This is a genomic window from Sulfurivermis sp., from assembly GCF_059410345.1.
In genome coordinates this window covers 12,514-28,256 of record NZ_JBLJDO010000020.1, presented here as the reverse complement: position 1 = coordinate 28,256, position 15,743 = coordinate 12,514, and the positions used below count along the sequence as shown (strand labels likewise).

16 protein-coding genes and 1 tRNA gene are annotated in these 15,743 nt (G+C 63.7%); 1 reads left to right on the top strand and 16 read right to left on the bottom strand.

Annotation, left to right across the window (positions count from 1 at the left end):
- The 11 genes from ACMV8A_RS13105 to rlmE form a co-directional block, all read right to left on the bottom strand.
- On the bottom strand, positions 1-624 hold the full coding sequence (locus ACMV8A_RS13105) for an NADH-quinone oxidoreductase subunit C (protein WP_495326321.1): 624 nt from the start codon (positions 622-624) through the stop codon (positions 1-3).
- A gap of 18 nt (positions 625-642) precedes the next feature.
- Complete coding sequence (locus tag ACMV8A_RS13100) at positions 643-1,119, bottom strand: NuoB/complex I 20 kDa subunit family protein (RefSeq protein WP_127476798.1); 477 nt, start codon at positions 1,117-1,119, stop codon at positions 643-645.
- The gene (locus ACMV8A_RS13095; RefSeq protein WP_495326320.1) at positions 1,110-1,466 is read right to left on the bottom strand and encodes an NADH-quinone oxidoreductase subunit A; all 357 of its coding nucleotides are present in this window, start codon (positions 1,464-1,466) and stop codon (positions 1,110-1,112) included. Before ACMV8A_RS13095 ends, ACMV8A_RS13100 begins: the two co-directional genes overlap by 10 nt.
- Before the next feature lie 332 nt (positions 1,467-1,798).
- Positions 1,799-1,883, bottom strand: a tRNA-Leu gene (locus tag ACMV8A_RS13090).
- A gap of 13 nt (positions 1,884-1,896) precedes the next feature.
- Positions 1,897-2,229 carry a preprotein translocase subunit SecG gene (gene secG / locus ACMV8A_RS13085; RefSeq protein WP_495326319.1) on the bottom strand — a complete coding sequence of 111 codons (333 nt, stop codon included), beginning with the start codon at positions 2,227-2,229 and terminating at the stop codon, positions 1,897-1,899.
- 20 nt (positions 2,230-2,249) lie between these two features.
- Positions 2,250-3,002, bottom strand: coding sequence for a triose-phosphate isomerase (gene tpiA, locus ACMV8A_RS13080; RefSeq protein WP_495326318.1), 753 nt, complete (start codon positions 3,000-3,002; stop codon positions 2,250-2,252).
- Between the two features lie 64 nt (positions 3,003-3,066).
- Complete coding sequence (gene glmM / locus ACMV8A_RS13075; RefSeq protein ID WP_495326317.1) at positions 3,067-4,413, bottom strand: phosphoglucosamine mutase; 1,347 nt, start codon at positions 4,411-4,413, stop codon at positions 3,067-3,069.
- 52 nt (positions 4,414-4,465) lie between these two features.
- A complete protein-coding gene (gene folP / locus ACMV8A_RS13070; RefSeq protein WP_495326316.1) occupies positions 4,466-5,296 on the bottom strand; it encodes a dihydropteroate synthase in 831 nt (276 codons plus the stop codon).
- Positions 5,297-5,357: 61 nt separating this feature from the next.
- Positions 5,358-5,918 carry an Lcl C-terminal domain-containing protein gene (locus ACMV8A_RS13065; protein ID WP_495326315.1) on the bottom strand — a complete coding sequence of 187 codons (561 nt, stop codon included), beginning with the start codon at positions 5,916-5,918 and terminating at the stop codon, positions 5,358-5,360.
- Between the two features lie 190 nt (positions 5,919-6,108).
- Positions 6,109-8,022: an ATP-dependent zinc metalloprotease FtsH gene (ftsH, locus tag ACMV8A_RS13060; RefSeq protein WP_495326314.1), complete on the bottom strand. Its 1,914-nt coding sequence runs from the start codon at positions 8,020-8,022 to the stop codon at positions 6,109-6,111.
- Between the two features lie 56 nt (positions 8,023-8,078).
- Positions 8,079-8,699 (bottom strand): 23S rRNA (uridine(2552)-2'-O)-methyltransferase RlmE, encoded by a 621-nt coding sequence (rlmE, locus tag ACMV8A_RS13055; RefSeq protein WP_495326313.1) that lies wholly within the window; start codon positions 8,697-8,699, stop codon positions 8,079-8,081.
- Positions 8,700-8,825: 126 nt separating this feature from the next.
- On the opposite strand from rlmE, the gene yhbY reads away from it, so the two are divergent.
- Positions 8,826-9,116 (top strand): ribosome assembly RNA-binding protein YhbY, encoded by a 291-nt coding sequence (gene yhbY, locus ACMV8A_RS13050; RefSeq protein WP_495326312.1) that lies wholly within the window; start codon positions 8,826-8,828, stop codon positions 9,114-9,116.
- On the opposite strand, the gene ACMV8A_RS13045 is transcribed toward yhbY, so the two are convergent.
- From ACMV8A_RS13045 to dapB, 5 genes are all read right to left on the bottom strand, one after another.
- Positions 9,108-9,548, bottom strand: coding sequence for a DUF4149 domain-containing protein (locus ACMV8A_RS13045; RefSeq protein ID WP_495326311.1), 441 nt, complete (start codon positions 9,546-9,548; stop codon positions 9,108-9,110). The genes yhbY and ACMV8A_RS13045 overlap by 9 nt on opposite strands.
- A gap of 76 nt (positions 9,549-9,624) precedes the next feature.
- The gene (greA, locus tag ACMV8A_RS13040; RefSeq protein ID WP_495326310.1) at positions 9,625-10,101 is read right to left on the bottom strand and encodes a transcription elongation factor GreA; all 477 of its coding nucleotides are present in this window, start codon (positions 10,099-10,101) and stop codon (positions 9,625-9,627) included.
- A complete protein-coding gene (gene carB, locus ACMV8A_RS13035) occupies positions 10,098-13,319 on the bottom strand; it encodes a carbamoyl-phosphate synthase large subunit (RefSeq protein ID WP_495326308.1) in 3,222 nt (1,073 codons plus the stop codon). The genes greA and carB overlap by 4 nt, the downstream gene beginning before the upstream one ends.
- A 70-nt stretch (positions 13,320-13,389) precedes the next feature.
- A complete protein-coding gene (gene carA / locus ACMV8A_RS13030; protein ID WP_495326307.1) occupies positions 13,390-14,532 on the bottom strand; it encodes a glutamine-hydrolyzing carbamoyl-phosphate synthase small subunit in 1,143 nt (380 codons plus the stop codon).
- A 252-nt stretch (positions 14,533-14,784) separates the two neighbouring features.
- Positions 14,785-15,585: a 4-hydroxy-tetrahydrodipicolinate reductase gene (dapB, locus tag ACMV8A_RS13025; RefSeq protein ID WP_495326306.1), complete on the bottom strand. Its 801-nt coding sequence runs from the start codon at positions 15,583-15,585 to the stop codon at positions 14,785-14,787.
- Positions 15,586-15,743 lie beyond the last annotated feature (158 nt).

Sequence of the window (15,743 nt, the reverse complement as noted above, 5' to 3'; positions counted from 1 at the left end):
TTACTTGTCTCCCTGCGCTGCCGGCCCTTCCGGCGTCACATAGCGATGGTCGTGGCGGATGACGCGCGGCACCAGATTGCGCGGATCGATGCTCACCGGCTGGTACACCACACGCCCCTTCTCCGGGTCGTAGCGCATCTCCACATTGCCGCTGATGGGGAAATCCTTGCGGAACGGGTGGCCGACGAAACCATAGTCGGTGAGGATGCGGCGCAGGTCGGGATGGCCCTCGAACACGATGCCGAACAGGTCGAAGGCCTCGCGCTCATACCAGTTGGCCGAACTCCAGATCGACACCACCGAGTCCACCAGCGGCACCTCACCGTCGGTGAACACCTTGAGACGGATGCGATGGTTGTTACGCACCGACAACAGGTGATAGGCCACCGCATAGCGCGGACCGCTCCAGCCGCCGTTGCCGTACTCCAAATAGTCCAGTCCGCACAGATCGATGAGCTGATCGCAGCCGAACTCCGCCTCGTCGCGCAGCACGCGGGCCACCTCCAGCAGATGCACCTTGGGTACTTCGACGGTCAGTTCGCCCAGCGCCACCGTGCAGGGGCCGACCCGCCCCTGGAGACGTTGCTGCACGCGCGTTGAAAGATGCTGATAGTAATCAGACATGCCGCAGGACTCTCGCTGTTAACGGGCTATGGTGCTGGTGCGCCGGATCTTGTTCTGCAATTGCAGAATGCCGTACAGCAGCGCCTCCGCCGTTGGCGGGCAGCCGGGCACATAGATGTCGACCGGTACGATGCGGTCGCAGCCGCGCACCACGGAATAGGAATAGTGGTAATAACCGCCGCCGTTGGCGCAGGAACCCATGGAAATCACCCAGCGCGGCTCCGGCATCTGGTCGTAGACCTTGCGCAGCGGCGCGGCCATCTTGTTGCACAGGGTGCCGGCGACGATCATCACGTCGGACTGGCGCGGGCTGGGACGGAAGATGATGCCGAAGCGATCCAGGTCATAGCGCGAGGCGCCGGCGTGCATCATCTCCACGGCGCAGCAGGCCAGACCAAAGGTCATCGGCCACATGGAGCCGGTACGGGCCCAGTTGATCAGCTTGTCGGCGGAGGTGGTGACGAATCCCTTCTCGAGAATACCTTCTATTCCCACTGCAGGGCCCCCTTCTTCCATTCGTAGATGAAACCGATGACCAGCAGGCCGAGGAACAGCATCATGGCCATGAAACCGAACATGCCGATTTCACGCAGGGCCACGGCCCAGGGAAACAGAAAGGCAATTTCCAGATCGAAGATGATGAACAGGATGGCGACGAGGTAGTAACGCACGTCGAATTTCATGCGGGCGTCTTCGAAAGCCTCGAAGCCGCACTCATAGGCGGAGAGCTTTTCCGCGTCCGGCTTGCGCGGCGCGAGAACAAAACCGAGGATGATGAAGAAGGCACCGAACAGCAGGCCGACGATCACGAAAATGAGGATCGGCAGGTAGTTTTCCAGCATGCTTGCCTACGCTCCCAGAAGCGGTATCCACGTTACTGCATGCGGTGGATTCCGATGAAATTATTATGTTGTTTTACTGTTTTCGAAGTCCGGGCAGTCTAGGCTAGCGGGTGATCAGGTGTCAAGTTTGAATCATGACATTTCTCTTTTCCTTTCATGAAGTTATGGATGCCATTAATTTTTTTATGGAATAGAGTTCTCTAATATTCCTCGCACAACAAATGCTAGGTACGCGCATCAGCCTCGCACAATAGTTTTGTGTAACAGCGCCTCACAGCCATAATTTCATGGACGAAAAAAAACCCGGTTCAGTCTAAACCGGGTTTTCTGTTTGGTGCGGACGGCGGGACTCGAACCCGCACAGCTTGCGCCACCACCACCTCAAGATGGCGTGTCTACCAATTCCACCACGTCCGCAAAACTTGAAGTGTTACTGCTTGGGTGCCGGCAGATCGGGGCGATCCTGCGCGGCAGGCACATCGGCGGCGGGGGGTGCCGGTGCCACGATGGCCGTCACGCTGGAGGGCACTGCGCTGCGGCCGGAGAAATAGGCCAGCGACAGGCTGGTCAGGAAGAACACCGTGGCCAGGATCGCCGTGGTGCGGGTAAGGAATGAACCCGAGCCGCGTGCGCCGAACACCGTGGCCGACGCACCGCTGCCAAAGGCCGCGCCGGCATCGGCGCCCTTGCCCTGCTGCAACAACACCAGGCCAACCACGCCCAGTGCCGCCAATACATGAACAATCAGAATTACAGTCTGCATTTGGTCTCTATTCCGGCGCCCTAGTTGGCGGCGCGGCAAATGGTCAAAAAGTCTTCCGCCTTGAGCGAGGCGCCGCCGATGAGGCCGCCATCGATGTCAGGCTGGGCCAGCAAGGTCGCGGCGTTGGCCGCATTCATGCTGCCGCCGTACAGGATCCGCACTTTGTCGGCCACGGCGGCATCGCTTCCGGCGATACTGCGGCGGATGAAGGCATGCACCTCCTGCGCCTGCTCGGGACTGGCGGTCTTGCCGGTACCGATGGCCCAGACCGGCTCATAGGCGATGACGCCGGCGGTCAGGGCGGACACGCCCTCCAGGTCGAGCACCGCCTGCAACTGGCGCGCGACGACCTGCTCGGTAATCCCCTGCTCCCGTTCGGCCAGGGTCTCACCCACACACAGGATGGGCACCAGGCCGGCGGCGCGGGCCACCGCATATTTCTTCGCCACCACCGCATCGGTCTCACCGTACAGCGAACGGCGCTCGGAGTGGCCGACGATCACGTAGCGGCAGTGGAAATCCAGCAGCATCGAGGCGGCGATCTCGCCGGTAAAGGCGCCGGAGGCCTCGGTGCTCAGATTCTGCGCACCCCAGGCAATAGGGCTGCCGCTCAACTGGGATTCCACCTCGGGCAGGTAGATATAGGGGGCACACACCACGACTTCCGCCTTGGTCACCGCGCCGATCCCCTGTTTGATGCCGTCCAGCAGCGCCTTGATACTGGCCCTGGAGCCGTTCATCTTCCAGTTACCGGCCACGAGCGGTCGTCGCATCAGCCCTACCTCCCCAAATCGGTGCAAAAACAGCGCGGAAGCTTACCCGCTGACGGTGGATAAATCAATTGGCGCCGGTCATCGCCCGGCGCACCGCCGCGGCCAACTCGGCCACGATGCGCTCCACCAGGACCGCATCCTCGCCCTCGGCCATCACGCGCACCACCGGCTCGGTGCCGGAGGGGCGCAGCAGGACACGGCCGCTGCGTGCGAAGGCGGCCTCCGCCGCGCGCACCGCCTCCTGCACCCGGCTGGAGGCCATGACATCAAAAGGCTGGTCCAGACGCACGTTGACCATCTTCTGCGGATACTTGCTCATGCCGCTCTTGAGGGCATGCAGGCTGTTGCCGCTACGCGCCAGTGCAGTCAGCACCTGCAGGGCGGAGACGATGCCGTCGCCGGTGGTGGTGCAGTCGCGGCAGATGATGTGGCCGGAGGACTCGCCGCCCAGCGGCCAGCCCAGGTTCTGCATCTGTTCCAGCACGTAGCGGTCGCCCACCTTGGCACGCTGGAAGCCGATACCGGCGGCGGCCAGCGCATGTTCCATGCCCAGGTTGCTCATCAGCGTGCCCACCACACCGGCCAGGCCGCCCTGGCGGTGGCGCTCCATGGCAATGATGAACAGCAGTTCGTCGCCATCGACGATGGCACCGGTGTGGTCGACCATGATCACGCGGTCTCCGTCGCCGTCGAAGGCGATACCCAAATCCGCCTTGTGCTCCAGCACCGCGCGCTGCAACAGGGCCGGGTGGGTGGAACCGCAGTCGACATTGATGTTGAGGCCGTCCGGCTCGGCGCCGATCTTGATCACCTCGGCACCCAGTTCGCGGAACACCCGCGGCGCGACGAAATAGGTGGCGCCGTTGGCGCAGTCCACCACGATCTTCTGGCCCGCGAGACTCAGGGTATTGGGAAAGGTGCTCTTGCAGAATTCGATGTAGCGGCCACCGGCGTCGACCACCCGCTCGGCCTTGCCGAGGTGCGCCGACGGCGCCATGGTCATGGGCTCGTCCAGCGCCGCCTCGATGGCCAGTTCCACTTCGTCGGGCAGCTTGGTGCCGGCGGCGGAGAAGAACTTGATGCCGTTGTCCTCATAAGGGTTGTGCGAGGCGCTGATGACGATGCCAGCGGTGGCGCGCAGGGTGCGCGTCAGATAGGCGATGGCCGGCGTCGGCATCGGCCCGAGCAGGCGGATGTCGAGTCCGGCCGCCGACAGGCCAGCTTCCAGGGCCGACTCGAACATATAGCCGGAGATGCGCGTGTCCTTGCCGATGATCACCTTGCCGCCATGATTGCCCTGCGACAACACGCGGCCGGCGGCCCAGCCCAGCTTGAGCATGAACTCCGGGGTGATGGGAAATTCGCCCACCTTGCCGCGGATGCCGTCGGTACCGAAATACTTGCGTGCCATGGTTTCCTTCCTTCCGTATATCCCTGAAATAAAGTCTTTGCGGTAGATATCGCTATTCCGCCGCCTGCACCGCCGCCACCATCCTGAGGGCGTCCGCCGTGGCCTTGACGTCGTGCACGCGCACGATGGCGGCACCGAGCCAGGCGCCCAGAGTGGCGACGGCCACACTGCCGTACAGCCGATCTTCCAGCGGCGCATCCAGCACCGCACCGATCATGCGCTTGCGCGACATACCCACCAGCAGTGGCAATCCCAGCGCGTGCAGCGCAGGCAGGTGCTTGAGCAGGCTCAGGTTGTGGTCCAGGCTTTTGCCGAAACCGAAGCCGGGGTCGAGCAGGATCCGCTCGCGCGCGATACCGGCGGCGACGCACGCCGCCACCCGTTCCTGCAGAAACGCAGACACCTCGGCTACTACGTCCGCATAGTGTGGTGCCTGCTGCATGGTGCGCGGCTCGCCCTGCATGTGCATCAGGCACACCGGCACCCGCAACTCCGCCGCGGCCTGCAACGCACCCGGCTGGCGCAGCGCACACACATCGTTAATCAGGCCGGCACCGGCCGCCACCGCAGCGCGCATCACCTCGGGCTTGCTGGTATCCACCGAAACCGGCACCGACAGTTCCGCAGTCAGCGCCTGGATCACCGGCACCACCCGCGCGATCTCGTCCTCTGCGGCGACCGCTGCGGCGCCCGGCCGGGTGGACTCGCCGCCCACATCGATGATCGCCGCCCCCTCCGCCACCATCTGCCGCGCCCGCGCCACCGCCACGGCAGGGTCAAGGTAACGGCCGCCATCGGAAAAGGAGTCGGGCGTGACGTTCAGTATCCCCATCACGCGGGGGACGGACAGGTCGAGGGGTTTGCCGGCGCAGTCGAGCAACATAGGCGGCGGATTATCCCAGAATCCGCCTAGAGCGCCTACCGGGGGCAGGAGGAGTCCCCTGCTATTTCATCCGCACCAGACGCACGCGGGCGGCATAGGTCTTGGCATCGGCGCCATCGTAGCCGTTTTGGAAATTGATGAGCCAGGCGATGTCACGGTTGCTGGAACTGGGCGTGGCCGACCAATACCAGTGGGATGGGGTATCTGGAAAGAAGGTGGCGTTGATGGCCGGCGCATGACAGCCTTCCTCGATAATCGACTCCAGTTGCATCTTGTCGGGCAGGCGCCAGTCGGTGCGGCCGGCATACCCCGCCCGGCCATCGCCGTCGTCGTCGGCCGCGCCGCTGTTGATGTCCACCGCCGCTTGCACGGCCTGTTGCCAGGTGTATTGCCTGACCGCGCCGGTGCAGCCACGGCCGTTCCAACTCTGCCCCAGGCTACAACGCATCCACATCAGCCCGGTGCCGGTGTGGCTCACGGTACCGTCGCCGTTATCGACAAACACGCTGTCAGGGGTGGTCTGCGGCATATCGGTCTTTTCCTGCGCACAGGCCGCGGCGGCGGACGGTGCAGCGACGGCCAGATACAGTACGAGCAGCGGGGTCAGGACTCTTGCTTTCACGGTGAGACTCCTTGCAGAAAAGGCATACGACAGTGACGACCGCCCCTACTCTAGCCAGTACCCGCCACACTTACCCTGATCGGCGTCAAGCGGCTGGATGAGGCGACGGCTGCTGCGTCCCCATTACGCCGGATGAAAAAAAACCGGCAGCTTGCGCTGCCGGTCTTCATCCTGCGGCAAGGCCGCGTGTTTAATGCTGGCTGGCCGGATCGCCCAGCGTGCCGCCGGCGGTATCGTCCTTGTCTGCGGTACTGCCAGCGCCGGACTTGGGCTCCTGATCGCTCCAGTCCACTGGCGGGCGCGGCGTCTTGCCCGCCATGATGTCGTTGATCTGCTCCAGGTCGATGGTCTCGTACTTCATCAGGGCATCGGCCATGGTGTGCAGCTTATCCATGTTTTCGATCAGAATGCGCTTGGAGCGCTCGTAATTGCGATCGATGAACAGGCGTACTTCCTCGTCGATGATATGCGCGGTCTCGTCGGAGACATTTTTGTGCTGGGTCACCGAGCGGCCGAGGAACACCTCGCCCTCCTCCTCGGTATAGGTCAGCGGCCCCAGCTTCTCCGACAAGCCCCACTTGGTCACCATGTTGCGGGCCAGCTCGGTGGCACGCTGGATGTCGTTGGAGGCGCCGGTGGTCACCTTGTCGGCACCGAAGATCAGCTCCTCGGCGATGCGGCCGCCGAACAGGCTGGAAATCTGGCTCTCCAGACGCTGCTTGCTGTAGCTGTAGCGATCCTGTTCCGGCAGGAACAGCGTGACACCCAGGGCGCGGCCGCGCGGAATGATGGACACCTTGTGTACCGGATCGTGATCCGGCACCAGACGGCCGACGATGGCGTGTCCCGCCTCGTGGTAGGCGGTGAGCTTCTTTTCATCCTCGCTCATCACCATGGACTTGCGCTCGGCGCCCATCATGATCTTGTCCTTGGCGCGCTCGAACTCGCCCATGCCCACCAGGGTCTTGCCGGCGCGGGCGGCGAACAGCGCCGCCTCGTTGACCAGGTTGGCCAGGTCGGCGCCGGAGAAACCGGGCGTGCCGCGGGCGATGATGGACGGATTGACGTCGCTGGCCGCCGGCACCTTGCGCATGTGCACCTTGAGGATCTGTTCGCGGCCGCGCACGTCGGGCAGCGGCACCACCACCTGGCGGTCGAAGCGGCCGGGACGCAGCAGGGCCGGGTCGAGCACATCGGGGCGGTTGGTGGCGGCGATGACGATGACGCCCTCGTTGCCCTCGAAACCGTCCATCTCCACCAGCAACTGATTCAGGGTCTGCTCGCGCTCATCGTGACCGCCACCGAGGCCCGCGCCGCGGTGACGACCCACGGCATCGATTTCATCGATGAAGATGATGCACGGCGCGTGCTTCTTGGCCTGCTCGAACATGTCGCGCACGCGCGAGGCGCCGACGCCGACGAACATTTCCACGAAGTCGGAACCGGAGATGGTGAAGAACGGTACCCGCGCCTCGCCGGCGATGGCCTTGGCCAGCAGGGTCTTGCCGGTGCCCGGCGCACCGACCATCAGCACGCCGCGCGGGATCTTGCCGCCGAGCTTGGTGAACTTGGAGGGGTCGCGCAGGAACTCCACCAGCTCGCTCACCTCCTCCTTGGCCTCTTCCACGCCGGCCACATCGGCGAAGGTCACCTTGACCTGATCCTCGCCCAGCAGACGGGCGCGGCTCTTGCCGAAGGACATGGCGCCGCGGCCGCCGCCGCCGCCCTGCATCTGGCGCATGAAGAAGATCCACACGCCGATGAGCAGCAGCATGGGGAACCAGGAAATGAATATCTGGGTGAGCAGGCCCTGACTCTCGGGCGGCTTGGCCACCACGCGCACGTTGCTGTTGAGCAGGTCGGCCATCAGGCCCGGGTCATCCGGGCTGTAGGTCATGAAACGCTCGCCGTCCTGCCGGGTGCCGACGATGGTGCGGCCCTCGATCTCCACGCTCTTGATACGGCCGGCGCGGATATCGGAAATGAACTGGGAGTATTCCAGGGGCTGGCTGACCTGGCGCTGCTGGCCAAAATTATTGAACACCGTCATGAGGATAACGGCGATAACCACCCACAGAATGATGTTTTTTGCGATGTCGTTCAAAATGCGTCTCCAGCTGGCCGCAGGCGAATCTTACCCGCCGCGTTTAGAGTACGTTACTACACGGAATAGTTCCTGGCCACCATATACACCTCGCGCGACCGTGGCCGCGAGGCCGCGGGTTTGCGGACCACCACCTTGGCGAAATGCTGGCGCAGGGCCTTCACAAACTCATCGGAACCGGGCCCCTGAAACACCTTGACCACGAAGTCACCGCCCGGTTTCAGCACCGTGCGGCACAGATCCAGCGCCAGCTCCACCAGATACATGGCGCGCGGCAGGTCCACCGAAGTCATGCCACTGATATTGGGGGCTATATCGGACAATACAACGTCCACCGGGCGCTCGCCGATGACCGCCAGCAGCTGCTGCAGCACCGTCTCCTCGCGAAAATCGCCCTCGATGATCTCCACCCCGGGCAACGGGTCCATGGGCAGGATGTCCAGCGCCACCACCCGGCCATGCTTGCCGACGATGTCGGCGGCCAGCTGTGACCAGCTGCCCGGCGCCGCCCCCAGGTCAACCACCGTCATGCCCGGTTTGAGCAGGCGCTCCTTTTCGTTCAGCTCCAGCAGCTTGTAGACCGCGCGCGAGCGATAGCCTTCCTGCTGGGCACGCTTCACATAGATGTCGTCGAAGTGCTCCTTGAGCCAACGGGTACTGCTTTTACTACGTTTCATCTGTCCGTCCGTTACCCCAGAACCGGTCCGGGGCCATGCCGCCCCGGCCTGTGCCATGAGCCCCCCGTGGTGACGGAGGGATATTACAGTTAAACTACGCGTCCTTTCCCGAAAATATCGTTCATCATGGCCCTGACCCAAGCGCAAAAGCGCCACCTGCGCAAGCTCGCCCACAGCCTCAAACCGGTGATCATCGTCGGCAACGCCGGGCTGAGTGAAGCCCTGTTGAAGGAACTGGACTCCACCCTGGAACATCATGAGCTGATCAAGGTGCGGGTCAACGGCGAGGATCGCGACGCGCGCCAGGCACTGACCGTGGAATTGTGCGCGAAGAGCGGCGGAGAACTGGTGCAGACCATCGGCCATATCGTGGTGTTGTACCGCCGGGCCGAGAAACCGCGCCTGCAACTAGCCTGATTTCTCACCCAGGCCGACCAGCAACAGGCCACATACGCTGTTGATGAGATAGAGCACGGAGGCAACCCCGTGCAGGCGGGCAAATTGCGCGGCCTGTGCGCTGCCCTCCGCCAATCCCTGCGCCTTCAGTTGCGCCATCAACGGCTGCAGGCCGAACTCCCCGACCGCCACCAGCAGCAGCATCACCACCAGCAGCCAGACACGCACACTGCGCAGTGCCGACCGGCCCTGGCGCAACAGACTCCCCAGCAGCAACACGCCGCCGCAGAACAGACCGAGGAAACTGACCAGGGTGAACATGCGCCCGGCCAGCATGCCGGCCAGCGTCCGATCAGCCAGCAGGGCAAACAACGTGGGCACCGCCAGATAGCCGACGGCCCACAGGGCGCCGACCCAGAGGGTGAGAAGAATGCGTTCGCCGATCGTAAACACAGTTCCGAGTTTCTAGTTTCGAGTTTCGGAGGCACCGGCTCCGCCAGCGGAACTCGAAACCCGAAACTCGAAACTATTATTCATACCGTACTTCGACGATTTCGTACTCGCGCAGACCACCAGGGGCCTGCACCTGGGCGATGTCACCCTCTTCCTTGCCGATGAGGGCACGAGCCACCGGCGAGGTGACGGAGATACGGCCCTGCTTGATGTCGGCCTCGTCCTCGCCGACGATCTGGTAGGTCACTTCATCCTCGGTATCCATCTCCACCAGCACCACGGTGGCACCGAACACCACCTTGCCACCGGCATTGAGGGCGGCGGGGTCGATGATCTGGGCGTTGGACAGCTTGCCCTCGATCTCCTGGATGCGGCCTTCGATGAAACCCTGCTGCTCGCGTGCGGCGTGATACTCCGCGTTTTCCTTCAGGTCGCCGTGGGCGCGTGCCTCGGCAATGGCGGCGATCACGCGCGGCCGCGCCACGCTCTTCAGTTCGTTCAATTCCTCACGCAGGCGCTCGGCGCCGCGGATGGTCATCGGGGTCTTGCTCATGACTGCAACTCCAGATGCAGATCCTGGATGCGGTTGACTCCGCCGATATCACGCTGCATCAGCGCCTTGGCGGTGGCAAGGGCGCCGGCCAGGGTGGTGGTGTAGGTCACCTTGTGCTGCAGGGCCTCGCGCCGGATCAGGAAGGAGTCGGCCACGGCCTGCTTGTCCTCGGTGGTGTTGACGATGAAACTGACCTCGTCGTTCTTGATCATGTCGACGATGTGCGGCCGATCCTCGGTCACCTTGTTGACGCGGGTATAGGGGATGCCCACCTCGTCCAGCACGCGGCCCGTGCCGCGGGTGACCAGGATTTCGAAGCCCAGCTCCTGCAGATAGCGGCACACCTGCACGATGCCCTGCTTGTCGGCATCGCGCACGCTGACGAAGGCCTTGCCGCCCTTGGGCAGCAGCACGCCGGCGCCGATCTGTGACTTGTAATAGGCCTCGGCAAAGCTGCGTCCCACGCCCATCACCTCGCCGGTGGATTTCATCTCGGGGCCGAGGATCGGGTCAACGCCAGGGAACTTGATGAAGGGGAACACCGCCTCCTTCACCGAGTAATATCCTGGCACCACTTCCTTGGTCGCGTTCTGGCTTGCCAGCGTCTGGCCCACCATGCAGCGCGCCGCGATCTTGGCCAGCTGCATGCCGGTGGCCTTGGACACGAAGGGCACGGTACGCGAGGCACGCGGATTGACCTCCAGCACGTACACCGTATCGCCCTTGATGGCGAACTGGGTGTTCATCAGGCCGACCACCTTCAGTTCCTTGGCCATGGCGCGCGTCTGCACGCGCAACTCATCCTGCACCTCGGCGCTGAGGTTATAGGGTGGCAGCGAGCAGGCAGAATCGCCGGAGTGCACGCCGGCCTGCTCAATGTGTTCCATGATGCCGCCGATGAGCACATCCTGGCCGTCGCAAATGGCGTCCACATCCACCTCCACCGCATCGTCGAGGAAGCGGTCCAGCAGCACTGGCGACTCATTGGACACCTTCACCGCATCGCGCATGTAGGTGCGCAGCTCGGCCTCGTTGTAGACGATCTCCATGGCACGGCCACCCAGCACGTAGGACGGGCGCACCACCAGCGGATAACCGATCTCTTCCGCCAGGCGCACGGCATCTTCCGGATTGCGCGCGGTGCGGTTGGGCGGCTGGCGCAGGCCCAGCTTGTCGATCATCTTCTGGAAGCGCTCGCGGTCTTCGGCGAGGTCGATGGAGTCCGGCGTGGTGCCGATAATCGGCGCACCGGCGGCTTCCAGATCACGCGCCAGCTTGAGCGGAGTCTGGCCGCCGTACTGCACGATGACGCCCTTGGGCTGTTCCAGGTGGATCACTTCCAGCACGTCTTCCAGAGTCAGTGGCTCGAAGTACAGGCGATCGGAGGTGTCGTAATCAGTAGACACGGTCTCCGGGTTGCAGTTGACCATGATGGTCTCGTAGCCGTCCTCGCGCATGGCGAGCGCGGCGTGCACGCAGCAGTAGTCGAATTCGATGCCCTGGCCGATGCGATTCGGTCCGCCACCCAGCACCATGATCTTGTCGCGCTGCGTCGGCTGCGCTTCGCACTCCTCCTCGTAGGTGGAGTACATGTAGGCGGTGGAGGTGGAGAACTCCGCGGCGCAGGTATCGACGCGCTTGTACACCGGACGCACGCCGAGCTGGTGGCGCCGGTTGCGCAACACACCCTCGCGCACGCCGACCAGATGAGCCAGACGGCGATCGGAGAAACCCTTGCGCTTGAGCTGGAACATCGTGGCCTTGTCCAGGCCATCGATGCCCTTGGCGCGCACCTCTTTCTCCAGCGCGATCAACTCTTCGATCTGTACCAGGAACCAGGGATCGATCTTGCTCAGGCTGTGCACCTCGGCCACGCTCATGCCGGTGCGGAAGGCATCGCCCACGTACCACAGGCGCTCGGCGCTCGGCACGCGCAGCTCCTGGCGCAGGCGATCCATGGCGTTCTCGGCGGTGGGATCGAGAATTTCGTCGAAACCGTCCTTGCCGGTTTCCAGACCACGCAGGGCCTTTTGCAGCGATTCCTGGAAGGTACGGCCGATGGCCATCACCTCGCCCACCGACTTCATCTGGGTGGTGAGGCGCGCATCGGCCTTGGGGAATTTTTCGAAGGTGAAACGCGGCACCTTGGTGACCACGTAGTCGATGGACGGCTCGAACGAGGCCGGGGTGGCACCGCCGGTGATGTCATTCTGCAATTCGTCCAGCGTATAGCCCACGGCCAGCTTGGCCGCCACCTTGGCGATGGGGAAACCGGTGGCCTTGGAGGCCAGGGCGGAGGAACGCGACACGCGCGGATTCATCTCGATGATGATCATGCGGCCGTCTTCCGGATTGATGGCGAACTGCACGTTGGAACCGCCGGTATCGACACCGATCTCGCGCAGCACCGCCAGCGAGGCGTCGCGCATGATCTGGTATTCCTTGTCGGTCAGGGTCTGCGCCGGGGCGACGGTGATGGAGTCGCCGGTGTGCACACCCATGGGATCCAGATTTTCGATGGAGCAGATGATGATGCAGTTGTCCTTGCGATCGCGCACCACTTCCATCTCGTATTCCTTCCAGCCCAGCGCCGACTCCTCGATGAGCAGCTCGTTGGTGGGCGACAGGTCGAGGCCGCGCTCGCAGATTTCCATGAATTCCTGGCGGTTGTAGGCGATGCCGCCGCCGGAGCCGCCCATGGTGAAGGATGGACGGATGATGGTGGGGAAGCCAATCTGCGCCTGCACCTGCAGCGCCTCTTCCATGCTGTGGGCGATGGCCGAGCGCGGCATGTCGAGACCGATCTTGCGCATCGCCTTGCGGAAGCGATCGCGGTCCTCGGCCTTGTCGATGGCATCGCGGGTGGCGCCGATCATCTCCACGCCGAACTGCTCCAGCACGCCGTGCTTGGCGAGGTCCAGCGCGCAGTTGAGCGCAGTCTGGCCGCCCATGGTGGGCAGCAGCGCATCCGGCCGCTCTTTCTCGATGATCTTGGCCACCGTCGGCCAGACGATGGGCTCGATGTAGGTGGCGTCGGCCATCTCCGGGTCGGTCATGATGGTGGCCGGATTGGAGTTGACCAGGATGACCCGGTAGCCCTCCTCCTTCAGCGCCTTGCACGCCTGCGCGCCGGAGTAGTCGAACTCGCAGGCCTGGCCGATGACGATGGGGCCGGCGCCGATGATGAGGATGCTCTGGATGTCTGTACGTTTCGGCATGATTTAAGTCGCAAGTTGCAAGTTACAAGTTACAAGTCCCAAGAGGTCAGCTCCTGTCACTTGCCACCGGTCACTTGTTACTTTTCATCAGTTCCACAAAGTGGTCGAACAGCGGCGCCACGTCGTGCGGACCGGGGCTGGCCTCGGGGTGGCCCTGGAAGCTGAAGGCCGGCTTGTCGGTACGGTGGATACCCTGCAGCGAGCCATCGAACAGCGAACGGTGGGTGGCGCGCAGGGTGGCCGGCAGCGTGGCCTCGTCCACGGCAAAGCCGTGGTTCTGGCTGGTGATCATCACCTGCCTGCTGTCCAGATCCTGTACCGGATGGTTGGCACCGTGGTGACCGAACTTCATCTTAACCGTCTTGGCGCCGCTGGCCAGGGCCAGCAACTGATGCCCCAGACAGATGCCGTAGGTGGGGATGCCGGCATCGACGATGGTTTTGATAGCCCGGATGGCGTAGTCGCACGGTTCCGGGTCGCCGGGGCCATTGGACAGGAACACGCCATCCGGCTTCAGTTTCATCACCTCTTCGGCCGGTGTCTGCGCCGGCAGTACGGTGATACGGCAGCCGCGGTCCACCAGCATGCGCAGGATGTTGCGCTTCACGCCGTAGTCGAAGGCCACCACATGGTAGGGCAGCTTTTCTTCCAGCGGCTCGGGGTGGGTGGGCAGACCGCCTTCGAGGGTCCAGCTGCCCTGGGCCCATTCATAAGGCATGTGGGTGCTGACCTCCTTGGCCAGGTCCATGCCCTTGAGGCCGGGGAAGGCGCGTGCCGCCGCCAGGGCGGCGTCGGCGTCGATATGGGCACCGGCGACGATGCAGCCGTTCTGGGCGCCCTTCTCGCGCAGGATGCGGGTCAGGCGGCGCGTGTCGATGCCGTGGATGGCCACCACCTTGTGCTTGCGCAGGTATTCGTCCAGCGGCATCTGGCTACGCCAGTTGCTGGCGATGGCGGCCAGCTCGCGGATCACCAGGCCGGCGGCGTAGACGTGGGAAGATTCCTCGTCCTCGTCGTTGGTGCCGACGTTGCCGATGTGGGGATAGGTCAGGGTGACGATCTGGCGGGCGTAGGAGGGGTCGGTGAGGATCTCCTGATAGCCGGTGAGGGCGGTATTGAATACCACCTCGCCGACAGTCTGGCCCTCGCCACCAATCGATTCGCCCCAGAACAGGGAGCCGTCCGCCAGAGCCAGCAGGGCCGGTTGCCGCAAGGTAGCCTCCAAGTACGTCTAGTCTATATGTGCAAAGCGGGAAGGGTCCTGGTGGACCCTTCCCGCTCGGATTCAGAAGAATGGCCGCGGGCGGCGCGCCCGGTCACGTCGGAAAGGTCGCGGACCTTACCGAGGATGACAGGCAGCTAAGGCCGGGCGTTCAGGTGGAAGCGAATTGTACCGGATGGCGCGGGGGCGTGCAATTTATACGCCCGATTGATTTGCTTATGGCTCGGGGCATTACCATCCGCTTCATCGCAGGTCGAGCACATCCTGCATGTCGTACAGGCCCGCATCCTTCTGCATCAGCCACTGGGCGGCACGCACCGCGCCCTTGGCGAAGGTCATGCGGCTGGAGGCCTTGTGGGTGATCTCCACCCGCTCGCCCAGGGCGGCGAACAGCACGGTGTGGTCGCCGACGATGTCGCCGGCACGGATGGTCTCGAAGCCGATGGTCTTGCGGTCGCGCTCGCCGGTATGACCCTGGCGGCCATAGACCGCGCACGCCTTGAGGTCGCGGCCCAGGGCCTTGGCCACCGTCTCGCCCATGGCCAGTGCGGTGCCCGAGGGGGCGTCCACCTTGTGACGGTGGTGGGCCTCGATGATCTCGATGTCCACGTCGTCGCCCAGCACGCGGGCGGCCATGTCCAGCAGCTTGAGGCAGAGGTTGACGCCCACGCTCATATTGGGCGCGAAGACGATGCCCATGGCCTTGCCGGCCTCGGCCAGGGCGGCCTTCTGCGCCGCATCCAAGCCGGTGGTGCCGATCACCATGCGCTTGCCCGCCGCCCGGCACAGCGCCAGGTTGGCCAGGGTCACCTCGGGACGGGTGAAATCGATGAGCACGTCGAAATCGCCGCTCACCGCGGCGAGGTCATCCACCACCGCCACGCCCAGCCGGCCGATACCCGCCAGTTCGCCGGCGTCGACGCCGATGACCGAACTGCCCGGCCGTTCGATGGCGGCGCCCAACCTCACCCCCTCCACTTGGCAGGCCTCGATGAGTACCCGGCCCATGCGTCCGGCGGCGCCGGTGACTGCGACTCGAATCATTTAATTCTTACCTTTCCGTCAATTAGGGAAGCTCTGAATAAGTTCAGAGCTTCCGCGGCACAGGGATGTGCCGCCATTTTTCAACGACGATAAGTCGTTGGAAAATGAAGCGAATCGAAAATCACATTTTTCGATTCGCGTGGGCTGAGAAGTCCAGG